Annotated in this window: 14 protein-coding genes; 8 read left to right on the top strand and 6 right to left on the bottom strand. The window is 70.5% G+C overall.

The genetic code is table 11. From position 1 onward, the window contains the following. Positions 1 to 4 precede the first annotated feature (4 nt). From iolB to iolC, 3 genes are all read right to left on the bottom strand, one after another. Positions 5 to 892, bottom strand: a complete 888-nt coding sequence (iolB, locus tag F8R89_RS30455) for a 5-deoxy-glucuronate isomerase (protein ID WP_151788350.1) — start codon at positions 890 to 892, stop codon at positions 5 to 7. Between the two features lie 83 nt (positions 893 to 975). Beyond that, on the bottom strand, positions 976 to 1,854 hold the full coding sequence (locus tag F8R89_RS30460; RefSeq protein ID WP_151786961.1) for a deoxyribose-phosphate aldolase: 879 nt from the start codon (positions 1,852 to 1,854) through the stop codon (positions 976 to 978). A 34-nt stretch (positions 1,855 to 1,888) separates the two neighbouring features. Continuing rightward, positions 1,889 to 2,848, bottom strand: coding sequence for a 5-dehydro-2-deoxygluconokinase (gene iolC / locus F8R89_RS30465; RefSeq protein WP_151786962.1), 960 nt, complete (start codon positions 2,846 to 2,848; stop codon positions 1,889 to 1,891). A gap of 297 nt (positions 2,849 to 3,145) precedes the next feature. Between iolC and F8R89_RS30470 the strand changes: the two genes are divergently transcribed. The 7 genes from F8R89_RS30470 to F8R89_RS30500 all read left to right on the top strand — a co-directional run bounded on the left by F8R89_RS30470 (position 3,146) and on the right by F8R89_RS30500 (position 11,703). Then, positions 3,146 to 4,162, top strand: a complete 1,017-nt coding sequence (locus F8R89_RS30470; RefSeq protein ID WP_151786963.1) for a sugar ABC transporter substrate-binding protein — start codon at positions 3,146 to 3,148, stop codon at positions 4,160 to 4,162. Beyond that, entirely contained in the window at positions 4,162 to 5,241 is a 1,080-nt protein-coding gene (locus F8R89_RS30475; RefSeq protein ID WP_151786964.1) for an ABC transporter permease, read from the top strand. Before F8R89_RS30470 ends, F8R89_RS30475 begins: the two co-directional genes overlap by 1 nt. Positions 5,242 to 5,246: 5 nt before the next feature. Continuing rightward, positions 5,247 to 6,185 (top strand): ATP-binding cassette domain-containing protein, encoded by a 939-nt coding sequence (locus F8R89_RS30480; protein WP_151786965.1) that lies wholly within the window; start codon positions 5,247 to 5,249, stop codon positions 6,183 to 6,185. 1 nt (position 6,186) lies between these two features. Next, a complete protein-coding gene (locus tag F8R89_RS30485) occupies positions 6,187 to 7,089 on the top strand; it encodes a sugar phosphate isomerase/epimerase family protein (RefSeq protein WP_151786966.1) in 903 nt (300 codons plus the stop codon). A 25-nt stretch (positions 7,090 to 7,114) separates the two neighbouring features. After that, positions 7,115 to 8,137 carry a Gfo/Idh/MocA family protein gene (locus tag F8R89_RS30490; RefSeq protein WP_151786967.1) on the top strand — a complete coding sequence of 341 codons (1,023 nt, stop codon included), beginning with the start codon at positions 7,115 to 7,117 and terminating at the stop codon, positions 8,135 to 8,137. A 120-nt stretch (positions 8,138 to 8,257) separates the two neighbouring features. After that, positions 8,258 to 9,061, top strand: coding sequence for a hypothetical protein (locus F8R89_RS30495; protein ID WP_151786968.1), 804 nt, complete (start codon positions 8,258 to 8,260; stop codon positions 9,059 to 9,061). After that, positions 9,058 to 11,703 (top strand): hypothetical protein, encoded by a 2,646-nt coding sequence (locus F8R89_RS30500; protein ID WP_151786969.1) that lies wholly within the window; start codon positions 9,058 to 9,060, stop codon positions 11,701 to 11,703. The genes F8R89_RS30495 and F8R89_RS30500 overlap by 4 nt, the downstream gene beginning before the upstream one ends. A gap of 60 nt (positions 11,704 to 11,763) precedes the next feature. Here F8R89_RS30500 and F8R89_RS30505 read toward each other — a convergent pair whose 3' ends face one another. Genes F8R89_RS30505 through F8R89_RS30515 form a run of 3 tightly spaced genes read right to left on the bottom strand, consistent with a single transcriptional unit; the run spans position 11,764 to position 14,791 of the window. After that, positions 11,764 to 12,768, bottom strand: coding sequence for a Gfo/Idh/MocA family oxidoreductase (locus F8R89_RS30505; RefSeq protein WP_151786970.1), 1,005 nt, complete (start codon positions 12,766 to 12,768; stop codon positions 11,764 to 11,766). Between the two features lie 58 nt (positions 12,769 to 12,826). Then, positions 12,827 to 13,603, bottom strand: coding sequence for an SDR family oxidoreductase (locus tag F8R89_RS30510; protein ID WP_151786971.1), 777 nt, complete (start codon positions 13,601 to 13,603; stop codon positions 12,827 to 12,829). 21 nt (positions 13,604 to 13,624) lie between these two features. Continuing rightward, positions 13,625 to 14,791, bottom strand: coding sequence for a phytanoyl-CoA dioxygenase family protein (locus F8R89_RS30515; RefSeq protein WP_151786972.1), 1,167 nt, complete (start codon positions 14,789 to 14,791; stop codon positions 13,625 to 13,627). 106 nt (positions 14,792 to 14,897) lie between these two features. Here F8R89_RS30515 and F8R89_RS30520 point away from each other — a divergent pair, with 106 nt between their 5' ends. Next, a complete protein-coding gene (locus F8R89_RS30520) occupies positions 14,898 to 15,926 on the top strand; it encodes a LacI family DNA-binding transcriptional regulator (protein ID WP_151786973.1) in 1,029 nt (342 codons plus the stop codon). The last annotated feature ends 24 nt before the right edge of the window (positions 15,927 to 15,950 follow it).

Consider the following 15,950-nt stretch of genomic DNA (forward strand, 5'->3'; position numbering starts at 1 on the left):
GACCTCACTGGGACGGGGCGGTGTAGAGGGGCAGACGGGGGTCGACGGGCTGGTCCGGCCAGGTGCCGCGGATCCAGGCGTGGTCGGGGTGGTCGCAGATCAGCCAGGCGCGCTCGTCCTCGGGGCCCGCCATGACGTTGAGGTAGTACATGTGGTGGCCGGGCACCGCCATGGACGGCCCGTGCCAGCCGTCGGGGATGAGGACGACGTCGCCGTCGCGCACCTCCGCGAGGACGTCGGTGCCGCGGCCGTGGCCGGACGGCGAGACACGCTGGTAGCCGAGGCCGGGTGTGCCCTCGTGGCCGGCGAACTCGAAGTAGTAGATCTCCTCGAGGACCGACTCCTCGCCGGGCCGGTGCTCGTCGTGCTTGTGCGGCGGGAACGACGACCAGTTGCCGCCCGGCGTGATCACCTCGACGGCGATCAGCTTGTCGCACTCGAAGACCCCGGCCGCCCCGAAGTTGTTCACCTGCCGGGAGGAGTTCCCGGTGCCGCGCAGTTCCACCGGCACCGAGGAGGCCGGTCCGTAGCGGGCCGGCAGCCGCCGGGTGCAGCGCGCCCCGGTCAGCGCGAACCGCCCGCCGCCCGGCGAGGTGACGGCCGCCCGGGCGTCGCGCGGGACGTAGGCGAAGTCGGTGACGGCGCTGAACACGTCGTCGCGGCCGGTGAGCGGGAAGGTGTCGTGGCCGAAGTCGTCGGTGGCCGTCACCGTGCAGCCGCCGGCCAGCGGCAGCACGATCCACTCGCTGTCGCCGGTCTCGAAGCTGTGCGTGCCGCCGGGCGGCAGCTCCAGCACCCGCAGGCTGGAGTACCCCCAGCGGGCCGTCTCCGGGGTGACGTCCACGACGTACGGGCCGCCGGGCGCCTTCCCCGCCGGGAGGTGGTACGTCATCGCGTCATCGAGCGTCACAGTCGTTCCTCCGCGCCACAGTCGTTCCTCCGCGTCACAGTCGTTCCTCCGCGTCGCCGTGCGTGTCACAACAGGCCGACGGCCGTGTCCACCGCCGTCTCCACAGTGCCCTCGGCCGGGTAGAGCAGCGAGCGGCCGACGACCATCCCCTGCACCGTCGGCAGCCGCAGCGCCTTGCGCCAGCGCTCGTACGCCCCCTCCTGGTCGCCGCCGACCTCGCCGCCCAGCAGCACCACGGGCAGCGTCGAGGTCTCCAGGACCTCGGCCATGCGGTCGGGGTCGTCGGTGACCGGGAGCTTCAGCCAGGTGTAGGCGGAGGTGCCGCCGAGGCCGGAGGCGATGGCGATGGAGCGGGTGACGGCCTCGGCGGACAGGTCGTTGCGCACTCTGCCGTCGACGCGCCGGGAGACGAAGGGCTCGACGAACAGCGGCAGCCGGCGCGCGGCCATCGCGTCGACGGCGCGGGCCGAGGACTCCAGGGTGGCCAGGGAGCCGGGGTCGGAGAGGTCGATGCGGACCAGCAGCTTGCCGGCGTCGAACCGCATGCGCTCGATGTCCTCGGCGCGGTGCCCGGTGAAGCGGTCGTCCATCTCGAAGGAGGCGCCGGCGAGGCCGCCCCGGTTCATGGAGCCCATGACGACCTTGCCGTCGAGGACGCCGAGGAGCAGCAGGTCCTCCAGGATGTCCGCGGTGGCCAGGACCCCGTCGACGCCGGGCCGGGACAGCGCGACGCAGAGACGTTCCAGCAGCTCGGCCCGGTTGGCCATGGCGAGGCGCCGGTCGCCCACGCCGAGGGCGCCGCGGGCCGGGTGGTCGGCGGCCACGATCATCAGGCGCCCGCTCTCGCCGATCAGCGGGCGGCGCACCCGCCGGGCGGCGGCCTCCGCGATCGCCTCGGGGTGCCGGGCTCTGACCGCGGTGAGGTCGGGGATGGAGAGACTCAACGAAAGCTCCGTTCAGGGGTGGCTCGGCGGGCGTTCACGACGCCCGGGCGAGGAGGTCCGCGACCTCGGACCCGGTGGGCATGGCGGAGGAGCAGGCGAGGCGGGAGGCGACGAGCGCTCCGGCGGCGTTGGCGTGGCGCATGACCGTCTCCAGGTCCCAGCCGGACAGCAGCCCGTGGACGAGGGAGCCGCCGAAGGCGTCGCCCGCCCCCAGCCCGTTGGCGACCTCGACCGGTACCGGCGGCACCTCGGCCCGGGTGCCGTCGCGGTGGACCGCCAGCACGCCCTTGGGGCCCTGCTTGACGACCGCCAGTTCCACGCCGGCCGCGAGCAGGGTCTCCGCGCACGCCTCGGGCTCGCGGACGCCGGTGGCGACCTCGCACTCGTCCAGATTGCCGACGGCGACCGTGGCGTGCCGCAGGGCCTCGGCGTAGTACGGGCGTGCCTGGTCGGGGTCGCGCCAGAACATGGGGCGCCAGTCGAGGTCGAAGACCGTGACGCCGGCCTTGGCGCGGTGGGCGAGCGCGGCCAGTGTCGCCGTCCGGCTCGGATCCTCGCTCAGGCCGGTGCCGGTGATCCAGAAGACCCGGGCCGCGGCGATCGCGCCGAGGTCCAGCTCGTCGGTGCGGATCTCCAGGTCGGGCGCCTTGGGCTGCCGGTAGAAGTACAGCGGGAAGTCGTCGGGCGGGAAGATCTCGCAGAACGTCACGGGGGTCGGGTGGGCGGCGACCGGGGTCACCCAGCGGTCGTCCACGCCGAAGTCCTTCAGCGCCTCGTGCAGGTACGCGCCGAACGGGTCGGCGCCGGTGCGTGTGATCACGGCGGTGTCGCGGCCGAGCCGGGCGGCGGCGACGGCGACGTTGGCGGCCGAGCCTCCGAGGAACTTGCCGAACGTCTCCACCCGCTCCAGAGGGAGGCCGGACTGCAGGGGGTAGAGGTCGACTCCTATTCTTCCCATCGTGATCAAGTCGAAGGGCTTGGCTGTCTCGGCCATGCGTGACGCTCCTAGAGCTGGACAGGGGGTGCGGGTCCCGAGGGGCCTGCCGCCTCCCAGGTGTAGGACGCGGAGACCGACGCTGTCAATACTTTGTACTTACATTCGGACCTGAGCGTGAAATGATGTCTTAACAAAGTATTGACAGCGGGCGCATCTAGGGATTTGATCCCGTCCCAGCGCAACCGTCGTGTTCCACGGCACACTGCCCGGCCCAGGCAAGGCCCGGACCGTGTAACCCGGTGATCACCCTTTCCCCCCGTCGCACACCCCGTCGCACAGTGAGGTGCTGGAAAGATGGACCGCTCTTACCCCCGCTCGCGCAAGCTGGCCTCCGTCGTGGCCGTGGCCGCCGCGGCCGCGCTCACCCTCGCAGGCTGCTCCAGCAGCTCCGGCGGCAAGGACGCCGAGGAGGGCGGGGCGAACGCCTCTGCGGGCAAGGCCGACACGCCCCGTATGACGGTCGCCCTGGTGACGCACCAGTCGCCCGGCGACACCTTCTGGGACATCGTCCGCAAGGGCGCCGAGGCGGCCGCCGCCAAGGACAACATCAAGCTGATCTACTCCGCCGACCCCAACGCCGGCAGCCAGGCCAACCTGGTGCAGAACGCGATCGACCAGAAGGTCGACGGCATCGCGATCACCCTGGCCAAGCCGGACGCCCTCAAGGACGTCGTGAGCAAGGCCAAGGCGCAGAACATCCCCGTCGTCGGCCTGAACTCCGGCGTCAGCGAGTGGCAGAAGCTCGGCCTGACGGAGTTCTTCGGGCAGGACGAGACGGTGGCCGGCGAGGCCCTCGGCAAGCGGCTGAACGAGTCCGGCGCCAAGAAGGCCGTCTGTGTCATCCAGGAGCAGGGCAACATCGGCCTCACCCAGCGCTGCGACGGTGTGAAGAAGACGTTCGAGGGCGACCTGGAGACCCTGAACGTCAATGGCACGGACATGCCGAGCGTGAAGTCCACGATCACCGCCAAACTGAAGACGGACAGTGACATCGACTACGTCGTCGCCCTCGGCGCCCCGTTCGCGCTGACGTCGGTGCAGTCGGTGTCCGAGGCCGGCAGCAAGGCGAAGGTCGCGACCTTCGACCTCAACAAGGACCTGACCAAGTCGATCAGCAAGGGCGACATCGAGTTCGCGGTCGACCAGCAGCCCTACCTCCAGGGCTACCTGGCCATCGACTCCCTGTGGCTGTACAAGAACAACGGCAACTACATGGGCGGCGGCGAGGCCCCGGTGCTGACCGGCCCGGCGTTCGTCGACAAGTCGAACGTCGAGACCATCGACAAGTTCGCCGCGAAGGGCACCCGGTGATGAGCATGACCCGACAGGCTGAGCCGGCGGTGACCCCACCGCCGGCCCCCGGCCCGGGCAAGGAGACCGACGGGCGGACCGCCCGGCGCCCGCTGGCGCTGCGTCTGCTGGCCCGGCCCGAGGTGGGCGTCTTCCTCGGCGCCGTCGCGGTGCTGGTCTTCTTCCTCGTCACGGCGCCCGCCGTGCGCGACGGCAGCTCGATGGCGAACATCCTGTACCAGTCGTCGACCATCGGGATCATGGCGCTGCCCGTGGCCCTGCTGATGATCGGCGGCGAGTTCGACCTCTCCGCCGGCGTCGCCGTCATCACCTCCGCCCTGACCGCGAGCATGGTCAGCTACCAGCTGACGATGAACGTCTGGGTCGGCGTGATCGTCGCCCTCGTCGTCTCGCTCGGCGTCGGCCTGTTCAACGGCTGGATGCTGGTCAAGACCGGACTGCCGAGCTTCCTGGTCACCCTGGGCACCTTCCTGATCCTCCAGGGCGTCAACCTCGCCGTGACCAAGCTGGTCACCGGGAACGTCGCCACGGACGACATCAGCGACATGGACGGCTTCGACCAGGCCAAGGCGCTGTTCGCCTCGTCCTTCGAGGTCGGCGGCGTCAACGTGAAGATCACCGTCGTCTGGTGGCTGGTCTTCGCCGCCCTCGCCACCTGGGTGCTGCTGCGCACCAAGTACGGCAACTGGATCTTCGCCGTCGGCGGCAACAAGGACAGCGCGCGGGCCGTCGGTGTCCCCGTGACCTTCACCAAGATCTCGCTGTTCATGCTGGTCGGGTTCGGCGCCTGGTTCGTCGGCATGCACCAGCTGTTCTCGTTCAACACCGTGCAGTCCGGTGAGGGCGTCGGCCAGGAGCTCATCTACATCGCGGCGGCGGTCATCGGCGGCTGTCTGCTCACCGGCGGAGCCGGCTCGGCGATCGGCCCGGTCTTCGGCGCCTTCATGTTCGGCATGGTCCAGCAGGGCATCGTCTACGCCGGCTGGAACCCCGACTGGTTCAAGGCGTTCCTCGGCGTGATGCTCCTCGGCGCCGTCCTCATCAACCAGTGGGTCCAGCGCACGGCGACCAGGAGGTGACCGACATGACCACCGAAGGAAACGGCACCCAGGGTGCCGAGGTGAAGGACCAGGCCCCCGAGGACCGGACCTCCGAGGACCGGACCCCCGAGGGGGGAGCCCCGCTCGTCGAACTGCGCGGCGCGGGCAAGTCCTACGGCAACATCCGCGCCCTGCACGGCGTCGACCTGAAGGTCTTCCCCAGCCAGGTCACCTGCGTCCTGGGCGACAACGGCGCCGGCAAGTCCACCCTCATCAAGATCATCTCGGGGCTGCACCAGCACACCGAGGGCGAGTTCCTCGTCGACGGCACCCCCGTGCGCTTCTCCACCCCGCGCGAGGCCCTCGACAAGGGCATCGCCACCGTCTACCAGGACCTCGCCGTCGTCCCGCTGATGCCGGTCTGGCGCAACTTCTTCCTCGGCTCCGAGATGACCAAGGGCCCCTGGCCCCTGCGCCGCCTCGACATCCAGCGGATGAAGAAGACCGCCGACGAGGAACTGCGCAACATGGGCATCGTCCTGGACGACCTGGAGCAGCCCATCGGCACGCTCTCCGGCGGCCAGCGCCAGTGCGTGGCGATCGCCCGCGCCGTCTACTTCGGCGCCCGCGTCCTCATCCTGGACGAGCCCACCGCCGCCCTCGGCGTCAAGCAGTCCGGCGTCGTCCTGAAATACATCGCCGCCGCCCGCGACCGCGGCCTCGGCGTCATCTTCATCACCCACAACCCGCACCACGCCTACATGGTCGGCGACCACTTCAGCGTCCTGCGCCTCGGCACCATGGAGCTCAACGCCTCCCGCGACGAGGTCAGCCTCGAAGAGCTCACCAACCACATGGCCGGCGGCACCGAACTCGCCGCGCTCAAGCACGAACTGTCGCAGGTCCGCGGCGTCGACGTCGAGGAGCTCCCGGAAGCCGACGCCCTCACCGCACCCGTGGCCTCCTCGGAAGGGAAGTCCTGACATGCCCGCAGCGCTGGACCGTATCCGGGTCGGCTCCGCCCCCGACTCCTGGGGCGTCTGGTTCCCCGACGACCCGGCCCAGGTGCCCTGGGACCGCTTCCTCGACGAGGTCGCCGAGGCCGGCTACGACTGGATCGAGCTGGGCCCGTACGGCTACCTGCCCACCGACCCGGCCCGGCTGACCGACGAGATCACCCGGCGCGGCCTCAAGGTCTCCGCCGGCACCATCTTCACCGGCCTGCACCGCGGCCCCGGCGTCTGGGACTCCACCTGGGAGCACGTCAGCGAGGTCGCCTCGCTCACCCAGGCCATGGGCGCCAAGCACCTCGTCGTCATCCCGTCCTTCTGGCGCGACGACAAGACCGCCGAGATCCTGGAGCCCTCCGAGCTCACCGCCGAGCAGTGGGGGCACCTCACCCAGGGCATGGAACGGCTCGGCCGCGAGGTGCGCGAGCGGTTCGGGCTGGACATCGTCGTCCACCCGCACGCCGACACCCACATCGACACCGAGGCCCACGTCGAGCGCTTCCTCGACTCGACCGACTCCGACCTGGTCAACCTGTGCCTGGACACCGGGCACTACGCCTACTGCGGCGGCGACAGCGTCAAGCTGATCGAGACCTACGGCGAGCGCATCGGCTATCTGCACCTCAAGCAGGTCGACCCGGACATCCTCGCGGACGTCGTGAAGAACGAGGTCCCCTTCGGCCCCGCCGTGGCCCGCGGCGTCATGTGCGAGCCCCCGGCCGGCGTGCCGGAGCTCGGCCCGGTCCTTCAGGCCGCGCAGAAGCTGGACGTCGACCTGTTCGCGATCGTCGAGCAGGACATGTACCCCTGCGAGCCGGACAAGCCCCTGCCCATCGCGGTCCGCACCCGCAGGTTCCTCCGGTCCTGCGGCGCCTGACGCCCCCGAGAGGACGCCGAACACCATGCCCCACCGTCCGGACGACCTGGGCGTCGCCGTCATCGGCACCGGCAGGATGGGCGCCGACCATGTGCGCCGCGTCCGGCAGACCGTCAGCGGGGCCCGCGTGACCGCCGTCGTGGACGTCGACCGGGGACGCGCCGAGGCCGTCGCGTCCCGGGCCGGCGGCTGCGCCGTGCACACCGACCCGGCCGCCGCGATGGCCTCACCCGACGTCGACGCGGTGATCGTCGCCTCACCCGGCCCCGCCCACGAGGCGGCGCTCATGGCGGCGTTCGAGCACGGTCTGCCGGTCCTGTGCGAGAAGCCGCTCACCCCGGACCCGGCCGCCGCGCTCCGGATCGTCGAGGCCGAGTGCGCGCTCGGCCGGCGCCGGGTCCAGGTCGGCTTCATGCGGCGCTACGACGCCGAGTACGCGCGGCTGAAGGCGCTGCTGGACACGGGCCGGCTGGGCCGCCCGCTGCTGCTGCACCACCGGCACCGCAATGTGGCGAGCCCGTCCGGCTGGACCTCCTCGATGCTGATCGAGGACTCCGTGTCCCACGAGATGGACGTGACCCGCTGGCTCCTCGGCCACGAGATCACGTCCGTCACCGTGCTCACCCCGACACCGTCCGGCGATGCTCCCGCCGGCCTGCGCGACCCCCAGTTCGTCGTCTTCGAGACGGACGGCGGAGCGGTCGCCGACGTCGAGATCTTCGTCAACTGCGGCTTCGGCTACCAGGTCCAGGCCGAGGTCGTCTGCGAACGCGGCACCGCCCGCGTCGGCGACGCCCACGCCCTGGTCACCCAGACCGCCGGCCACTGGGGCGGCACCATCGCCCAGGACTACCTGGAACGCTTCGCCGACGCCTACGACCGCGAGGTCCAGGCATGGGTCGACGCCACCCGCCGGGGCGAGGTGACGGGCCCGAGCGCCTGGGACGGCTACGCCGTCGCGGCGGTGTCGGCGGCGGGCGTACGGGCCCTGGAGCGGGGCGGCCGGGCCGTGGTCGAGCTTCCGGAGCGGCCAGCCATGTACCGGTGACGAACACGGCCCGTTCGTAGCCGACCCTCCTGTTGCTTCAATGCCACCCTTGATCACCGGCAGTGTGCGCAACGTGACACAACACCCGCTAGGATCCCCGTCTCGAAGAGGGGGGATCCTGTGCTCGAGGACATCGCCGTTCGCGTAGCCGTCACAGTCGCCGCGGCACTGGTCATGTACATCGGCAAGACGCTCTGGCAGAACCGGCGGCATCTCCATCTGCTGGTACTCCTGTTCACACCATGGCGGCGCGTACGCCTATCGGTGGCCGTGCTCCTGCGGCTCGACGACGAAGACTGCTACGTCCTGTTCGACTCGCCCACGCGTCCGGCCACCTTCGGCCCGCCCGGGGGAGTGGTCAAGTATTACGAGTCGGGTCGCCGCAAGTTGGACAAGCTGGGCTTCGAGTGTGAGGAGCGCAGCCAGGAGGTGATGCGGTGCGACTTACGTGGCTTCGTACGAGCGGTCAAGGTGCCGGACTTCGCACGTTGGTTGTATGGCGGGTCCGGCCGTGAGCCGGCGTCGGACTGCCTGCGCCGTGAACTCGTTGAGGAGGTGGCCGAGATCGGTCACCCAGAGTTGGCTCCCTCGGTCGCGTCCATCAACTTCACCCTGGTGCGCCGGGTGGTGGACGGTCCGATGAAGGTCGCTGGAGCGCCGTACCGGCAGGTCCGGTTCTTCGAGGTGTACGACCTCATGCTTGAGAAACCAGAAGCCCTCGAACTCCGTGCGGCGTTGCTCGTGCTCGCGCGTGACCCCTTGGAAGAGCACATCATCGCGGTGAGCCGGCAGGGCATCGCCTTGGGGCGAGAGGGCGCGCACATGGTGCTGCCGCAATCCGCCTTCCTGATCGGCGACGAGCGCTTTCGTGAGGACATCCATCCGGTGCGGCGGCCTACCACCGGGCAGGCGGAAACCCGGTGAGCGAGGACCTTCTGACGCTGCTGTACCGCCAGACGCTCGCGCTGAACTTCCCGTTCACCCCAGACCTTCTGGACCGGGTCACGGATTTCTGCCCGGACCGTACCTTTCAAGAACTGCTGGACCCTCGGACTGCCCTGCGAGCCCTGCCCGTCGTCTGGCGCGCTTCGTACAACGAATTGGACCCCGAGCGGGCCATCCTCGTCTGTCTCGCCGTCCGGAATGTCCTGCGACCGGGACCTGCCGTGGTCGGGACGCGTTTCGCCGGGCTGCGCTGGGATGCCACGTTCTTCCATGTGCAGCTGTACCTAGCCGGGTCGCTCCAGGACTACGCGACGGAACAAATGTCCCAGGGCCGCAGCCGACTGGTCCGTCCCATGCTCGAAGAGGCGATGCGCTGCTGGGAGACGGTCGAACCCGAGGCGGACCGATTGCTGGCCCCGGAGAGCAAGGCACGACGCATTTGGCGCGGGAAACGCGGAGTCACCAGGCTTTACCTGGCCCGGAACACCCGGCAGCCCTTCGGCCTCCTGCGGGGAGCCCGCGCGGACCTGGAGTACGCCGAGGCGAAGAAGGACACCAGCGCGGGGCACTTCACATTTCTACTCGAAGTGCTCACGCGGCTGTCCGACGATCCGGCGGAGCTTCCCGCGATCTGGGATGTGGCCGATGCTCTGATCGAACGAGCGGGGCCACACGTCGTGGGCTCTTCCCGCTGGCTGGTCACTCTGGGGGAGTACCGGCTCAAGAGGGCACAGTCTCCGCACGCCGAGCCGGTCGACGGGCTGGACGTCCGATCGGCTTCCGCCTTGTACAGCCAGTTGCGCAACGATCTTCTGCTGGCCGGAGAGGAGAGCAGAGAAGCCCGGGTGGCGCTGGGCCGGGCGGCCTTGTACTACGCGAAGGTCGTGAAGCTCGCAGGCGGTGCCGACGACGAGGCGGTGATGCTCCTGCACGAAGCGAAGGACGTGCTCACCGCTTGCCTGGAAGAGAATGCGGCGGCCAGCGGTGGCGACGCGATCGGCGAGAAGTTCCCCTCCGCGCGAGTCACCGGCTTGCTTGGCGAGGTTTGCCTGCGGCTCCACTCCCTCACACGCGCGCCGAACCACATCGCCGAGGCGATCGAGTGGTTCGAAACGACATCGCAGGATGACCGGGCTCCGGACAACGTGCACGGCCTGCTGGGCGAGGCTTATCTGCGGCGGGCGCGTACGGGCAGCGAGAGGGACCTCCGGACCGCGCTCGAGTACAAGGCCCGAGCCCGGGACATCGGTGACCTCAATCCCGGGAACTACAGTGTCTCGGCCGCCGGCCATCACCAACTGTGGCGTTTGACCAGGGCGCCGGAGGAGTTCGCCGCGGCCGTCGACCTCGCTGTCCAGGCGTGGCAACTTGATCCGCAGTGGCCCTGGCCGCTGATGCAGCTTGCAGAGTTCGCGGCTGCCCGGGCGAGGAAGGGCACGCCGGCCGATGGAGCGGACGGGAATCAGCAGGAGAACGAGACACCGGAACTCGGTGATGACGAACACGCGGACCCGAAGGTATCGGAGATCCGTCGCGCGGTCCGCCAGGGAGATCAGGCCTGGCTCTATCAGGAGGCCGCGTGGACGGCCGTCCACGCCCAGCCCTTCAGGCAAGAGGTCCTCGGGGGACGATCGGAGACCTTCGTACTCGACGACCCGCAGCGTCTTCTGTCGGCGACACTCGTGCTTAAGCCGACCAGTCGTGGCGAGGCCGAGGCGGAGCGCGATCGCCTGGCGTCTCTGCGGCGGTATCTGCGAAACACCCGGGCACCGGACTGGATGCTGTTGCCTGTCCCCCTGGCGATGGTCGGTCTTCCCGAAGACTGGCCGACCTCACGTGACCCCGCTCCGGACACCGCCTTAGCGTCCCGTCGCGCGGTGGGCCGCAGTCTGGCGGCGGTCATCGCGGACGCCTACGAAGGGCGCGAAGCGCACCCGCTCGCAGCGGTCTCTCGTGCCGTGCGCTATCTGGCGCGCATTCACGTCTGGGCGACCGAGGAGTCCGGACTGCGGAATGGACAGGCCTCAGCCACGGTCACGGACGCCTATTCGGGGGTCGCGGGCGACCTGGCCAAACGCGCGGGCCGACTCGGCGTTCCCTTTGCGGACACCCTCGCTGCTCGCTGGAAAACGCTCGCTTCCTTCACATCGCCTGCCATGCCGGGTCGCGACGCGCACGCGGAGAACTGGCTGATCACCGATAACGGCAAGATGGTCGCACTCGATCTCGAGCCCCATGGACACCTCCCACTGCTCTACGAGGTGGTGCAACTGGTCGAGGACCATGCCGCTCTCGACCTCAAGGACAGCGACTGGCCGGAACGCCAGGCTCTGTGCAGGCTCTACCTGGACGAGCTGGAGAGCCTTGGCTATCCCGCAGCGGTCACCGATGCGGAAGTGCTGCCTGCCTACCAATCCTTCGCTCTGGTCCGGGCGCTGTTCCTGATGGAGCATCTTTCGGAGAAATCGGCGGCCGACTCGACCACTTCCACGGGCTCCCGCCGCTGGGCGCGCAGACGCCTCGCCCACGCGCATGGCCTGATGGAACGCTGCGAGGAAACGGCGGTCGTGCCTGGGCTACGCGACCTGACCGCGGAGTTGAGGGGATTCCTCGACGGCTGAAGGCAGGCCCGCGACCCTTCCAAAGCGGCGCGGGCACGTCCTTCTCGCCGAACTTGCCTCTCAGGACAGCCGCACCTCCTCGATCGTCACCGGGCGGTGCTCCCGCAGCGACAGCGTGCACGCGTCGGCGATCCAGCCCGCCTCCAAGGCGTCCTCGACCGTGCAGGGGGACGGCCGCGAGCCGGCCACGACCTCGGTGAACGCGGTGAGTTCGGCGCGGTAGGCGTCGGTGAAGCGGTCCATGAAGAAGTCGTGCGGGGTGCCCGCCGGGAACGTCACGCCGGGCTCCACCGAGCGCAGCGGCAGTTTGTCCTCCAGGCCGACCGCGATGGAGTCCTGGAAGCCGTGGATCTCCATGCGGACGTCGTAACCGCGCGCGTTGTGCCGCGAGTTGGAGACCACGGCGATGGTGCCGTCGTCCAGGGTGAGGATCGCGCCGGTGGTGTCCGCGTCGCCCGCGTCCGCGATGTAGTCGGCGCCCTTGTTGCCGCCGACCGCGTACACCTCCCTGACCTCGCGGCCGGTCACCCAGCGGATGATGTCGAAGTCGTGCACGGAGCAGTCGCGGAAGATACCGCCGGACGCGGCGATGTACGCGGCCGGCGGCGGCGCCGGGTCCAGCGTGGTCGAGCGCACGGTGTGCAGCGTGCCCAGCTCACCGCTCCGCACGGAGTCCCGGGCGGCGACGAACCCGGCGTCGAAGCGCCGGTTGTAGCCGATCTGGATGGGCACGTCCTTGTCCTGGACGGCCTTGAGGACCTGGACGCCCTCGCTCATGGTGCGGGCGACGGGCTTCTCACAGAAGACGGGGATGCCCGCCTCGACGCCGGCCAGGATCAGCGCGGGGTGGGCGTCGGTCGCGGCGGCGACGACGATGCCGTCCACACCGGCCGACAGCAGGGCCTGCGGCGAGTCCACGACCTCGGCGCCGAACCGTTCCGCGGCGGCCTTGGCGGCGTCCGTGAACGGGTCGGTGACGACGAGGGAGTCCACCACGTCGAGACCGGCGAGGGTCTCGGCGTGGAAGGCGCCGATACGGCCGAGGCCGAGGATTCCGATACGCATGCTGCAACTTCCTTGTCGAGCAGGGGGATTACGAGGGAGGGGAGGGGATGCGCGACTGCTAGTCGAGGCCGCCGAGGACGTTCTGGTCCCAGTCGATCACCGAGCCGGTGACCACACCCGACCGCTCGGACAGCAGGAACACCACGAAGTCGGCGATCTCGTCGGGCTGTCCGAGCTTGCCCATGGGCAGCTTCGCGGCCGCCCGCTCCCGCCAGTCGTCGGACGCCGCGTGGAACGTCCTCTGGGTGACGTCCTCGCCCTCGGTCGCCGTCCAGCCGATGTTCAGGCCGTTGATCCGGACGCGGTCCCAGCGGTGCGCGTGCGCGGCGTTGCGGGTGAGGCCCACCAGACCGGCCTTGGCGGCGACGTACGGCGCCAGGAACGGCTGCCCGCCGTGCGCGGAGGACGTGATGATGTTGACGATCGTGCCGGGCTCGCCGCGCGTCACCATGTCGGCCACGGCGGCCTGCATGGCGAAGAACGGCGCCTTCAGGTTGATCGCGATGTGCTGGTCGAACAGCTCGGGCGTGGTGTCCAGGAGCGTGCCCCGGGACGTCAGACCCGCCGAGTTGACCAGGCAGTCGATCCGGCCGTACGCGGCCACGACCTCGGCGACCGAGGAGCTCGCCCGCTCGGCGTCCGCGAGGTCGGCCTGGACGAACATCGCCTTGCCCCCGGCGGCCGTCAGCCCGGCCACCAGGGCCTCACCGGGCTCCGCGCGGCGCCCGGTGACGGCCACGACCGCCCCCTCGCGCACGGCGGCCCGGGCGACGGCGGCACCGACGCCCTGACTGCCGCCGTTGACGAGGACGACCTTGTCGTCGAGAAGTCCCATGGGTGTTCCGGGTCCTTTCCGTCAGCTCTCGCGCCGCTCGGCGGCGGCCCGCAGGTCCTCGCGCAGCGCCTCGGGGGTCCGGCCCTCGGCGAGCGCCCGCCGCACGGTCTCCGCCTGGGACGGCGGGGCCAGTCCGTCGACCGGCGGGTCGGCGTCCAGGTTCGTGGGGAACGGGTAGCCCTCGGCGCTCGCGGCGATCACGTTCTCCGCCCAGGCGGCGCCGGCGCCCCCGGCGACCCGGTCCAGCAGCACCGGGTAGACGGCGTTCACCACGGCCTCGCGGTCCACCGTCTCCATGGCCCGCCCGAACGCCGACGACACCTGCAGGAGGTTGGCGGTGCGCCGGATGTCCGCCGAGCGGTTGGTGCCGGCGGCGTGGAACAGCGCGGGGTTGAAGAAGACCGCGTCGCCCTTGGCGAGCGGGAGCTGCACGTGGTGCGCCTCGAAGTAGTCCTGGAACGCGGGCAGCCGCCAGGCGAGATACCCCGGCGTGTAGCGCTGCGAGTGGGGGAGGTACATCGTCGGCCCGGACTCCACCGGCATGTCGCAGTGCGCGACGGCGCCCTGGAGGGTCAGCGCGGGGGACAGCGTGTGCACGTGCGCCGGATAGGCGGCCGCCACCTCGTTCGACAGGAAGCCCAGGTGGTAGTCGCGGTGCACGCTCTGCGCGGCACCGCCCGGGTTGACCACGTTCACCTGCGAGGTGACCTGGTAGCCCGGCCCCAGCCAGGCCGTCGACACCAGGGCGAGCATGTCGTTCGCGTAGTAGTCGGCGAACGCGGCCGGGTCGTGCAGGGCGGCCTTCTCCAGGGCGTTCCACACGCGGTCGTTGGCCCCCGGCTTGGCGAAGTGGTCGCCGGCGGCGGTGCCCGCGGCGCGCTGCTCCGCGATCAGCGCGTCGAACACGGCGGTGAGCCGGTCGACGACCGCCGGGTCGGGGAAGGCGCCCTCCAGGACCACGATGCCGGGACCGTTCGCGAGGGCGCGCACCAGCTCGGCCCGGACCTCCCGCGGGTCGTCCGCCGCGCGCAGACGGGCGCTGTCGTACAGAAGGACGCCCTGCTCCACGGAACGGGCGTACGGGTAGTCGGCGCGGTCGGTCGTCCGTTCGACCAGCTCACGGAAGTCCGCGAGGTCGCAGTCGCGCTCGGACAGCCACACCGGGCGGTGCGTGGAAGTGAGAGACATCGTCGTCCTCTCGATGACAGGGGCGGCTCAGTGATGCCATTCTTGTCCTGACAATCCCGTCGAACAACCAGCAGGAAGCCATCAAAAACCCCTCAGGAGCCGTCGCATGGGCCACCCCTTCCCGATCCGGGAGATCGCACGTCAGGCGGGTCTGAGCGAGGCCACCGTCGACCGGGTCCTCAACGGCCGCAAGGGGGTGCGCGAGAGCACCGCGCGCGAGGTCCACCAGGCCATCGCCGACCTCGACCGGCAGCGCACCCAGGTCCGCCTCCAGGGCCGTACCTTCATGGTCGACATCGTCATGCAGGCCCCGCAGCGGTTCACCACGGCCGTCCGCGCCGCCCTGGAGGCCGAACTGCCGGCGCTGCACCCGGCCGTGGTGCGCTCCCGCTTCCACTTCCGGGAGACCGGGCCCGTCGCGGAACTGACCGGCACGCTCGACCGCATCGCCCGCCGCGGCTCGCAGGGCGTCATCCTCAAGGCCCCGGACGTCCCCGAGGTCACCGCCGCCGTCGCCCGGCTCGTGGACGCCGGCATCCCGGTCGTCACCCTGGTCACGGACCTCCCCGCCACGGCCCGCCTCGCCTACGTCGGCATCGACAACCGGGCCGCGGGCGCCACCGCCGCCTACCTCATGGGCCAGTGGCTGGGGGACCGGCCCGGCAACGTGCTGACCAGCCTCAGCAGCGGCTTCTTCCGCAACGAGGAGGAGCGCGAGATGGGCTTCCGCAGCGCCATGCGGACCCTGCACCCCGAGCGCACCCTCGTGGAGATCGCCGAGGGCCAGGGACTGGACGCCACCCAGTACGACCTGGTGCGGGCCGCGCTGGAACGCGACCCGGACATCCGCGCCGTCTACTCCATCGGCGGCGGCAACATCGCCACCCTGCGCGCCTTCGAGGACCTCGGTCGCGCGTGCGCGGTGTTCGTCGCCCACGACCTGGACGGGGACAACACCCGGCTGCTGCGCGAGCACCGGCTGTCCGTCGTGCTCCACCACGACCTGCGGCACGACCTGCGCGAGGCGTGCCACGTGGTGATGCGGGCGCACGGCGCGCTGCCCCCGGCCGGGCCGACGGTGCCGTCGGCGATCCAGGTGGTGACGCCGTACAACATGCCGGCGCCCATCGGGTGACGGCCGGACGGCCGGCCCGGGCGT

Origin of the sequence: Streptomyces sp. SS1-1 (assembly GCF_008973465.1) — a bacterium.
In the GTDB taxonomy this organism is placed as follows: domain Bacteria; phylum Actinomycetota; class Actinomycetes; order Streptomycetales; family Streptomycetaceae; genus Streptomyces.

Coding starts and splice junctions, on each gene's coding strand:
- F8R89_RS30490 (WP_151786967.1), top strand. CDS start 7,115: ATGCCCCACCGTCCGGACGACCTGGGCGTCGCCGTCATCGGCACCGGC.
- F8R89_RS30510 (WP_151786971.1), bottom strand. CDS start 13,603: ATGGGACTTCTCGACGACAAGGTCGTCCTCGTCAACGGCGGCAGTCAG.
- F8R89_RS30485 (WP_151786966.1), top strand. CDS start 6,187: ATGCCCGCAGCGCTGGACCGTATCCGGGTCGGCTCCGCCCCCGACTCC.
- F8R89_RS30470 (WP_151786963.1), top strand. CDS start 3,146: ATGGACCGCTCTTACCCCCGCTCGCGCAAGCTGGCCTCCGTCGTGGCC.
- F8R89_RS30520 (WP_151786973.1), top strand. CDS start 14,898: ATGGGCCACCCCTTCCCGATCCGGGAGATCGCACGTCAGGCGGGTCTG.
- F8R89_RS30475 (WP_151786964.1), top strand. CDS start 4,162: ATGAGCATGACCCGACAGGCTGAGCCGGCGGTGACCCCACCGCCGGCC.
- F8R89_RS30480 (WP_151786965.1), top strand. CDS start 5,247: ATGACCACCGAAGGAAACGGCACCCAGGGTGCCGAGGTGAAGGACCAG.
- F8R89_RS30505 (WP_151786970.1), bottom strand. CDS start 12,768: ATGCGTATCGGAATCCTCGGCCTCGGCCGTATCGGCGCCTTCCACGCC.
- iolB (WP_151788350.1), bottom strand. CDS start 892: ATGACGTACCACCTCCCGGCGGGGAAGGCGCCCGGCGGCCCGTACGTC.
- iolC (WP_151786962.1), bottom strand. CDS start 2,848: ATGGCCGAGACAGCCAAGCCCTTCGACTTGATCACGATGGGAAGAATA.
- F8R89_RS30515 (WP_151786972.1), bottom strand. CDS start 14,791: ATGTCTCTCACTTCCACGCACCGCCCGGTGTGGCTGTCCGAGCGCGAC.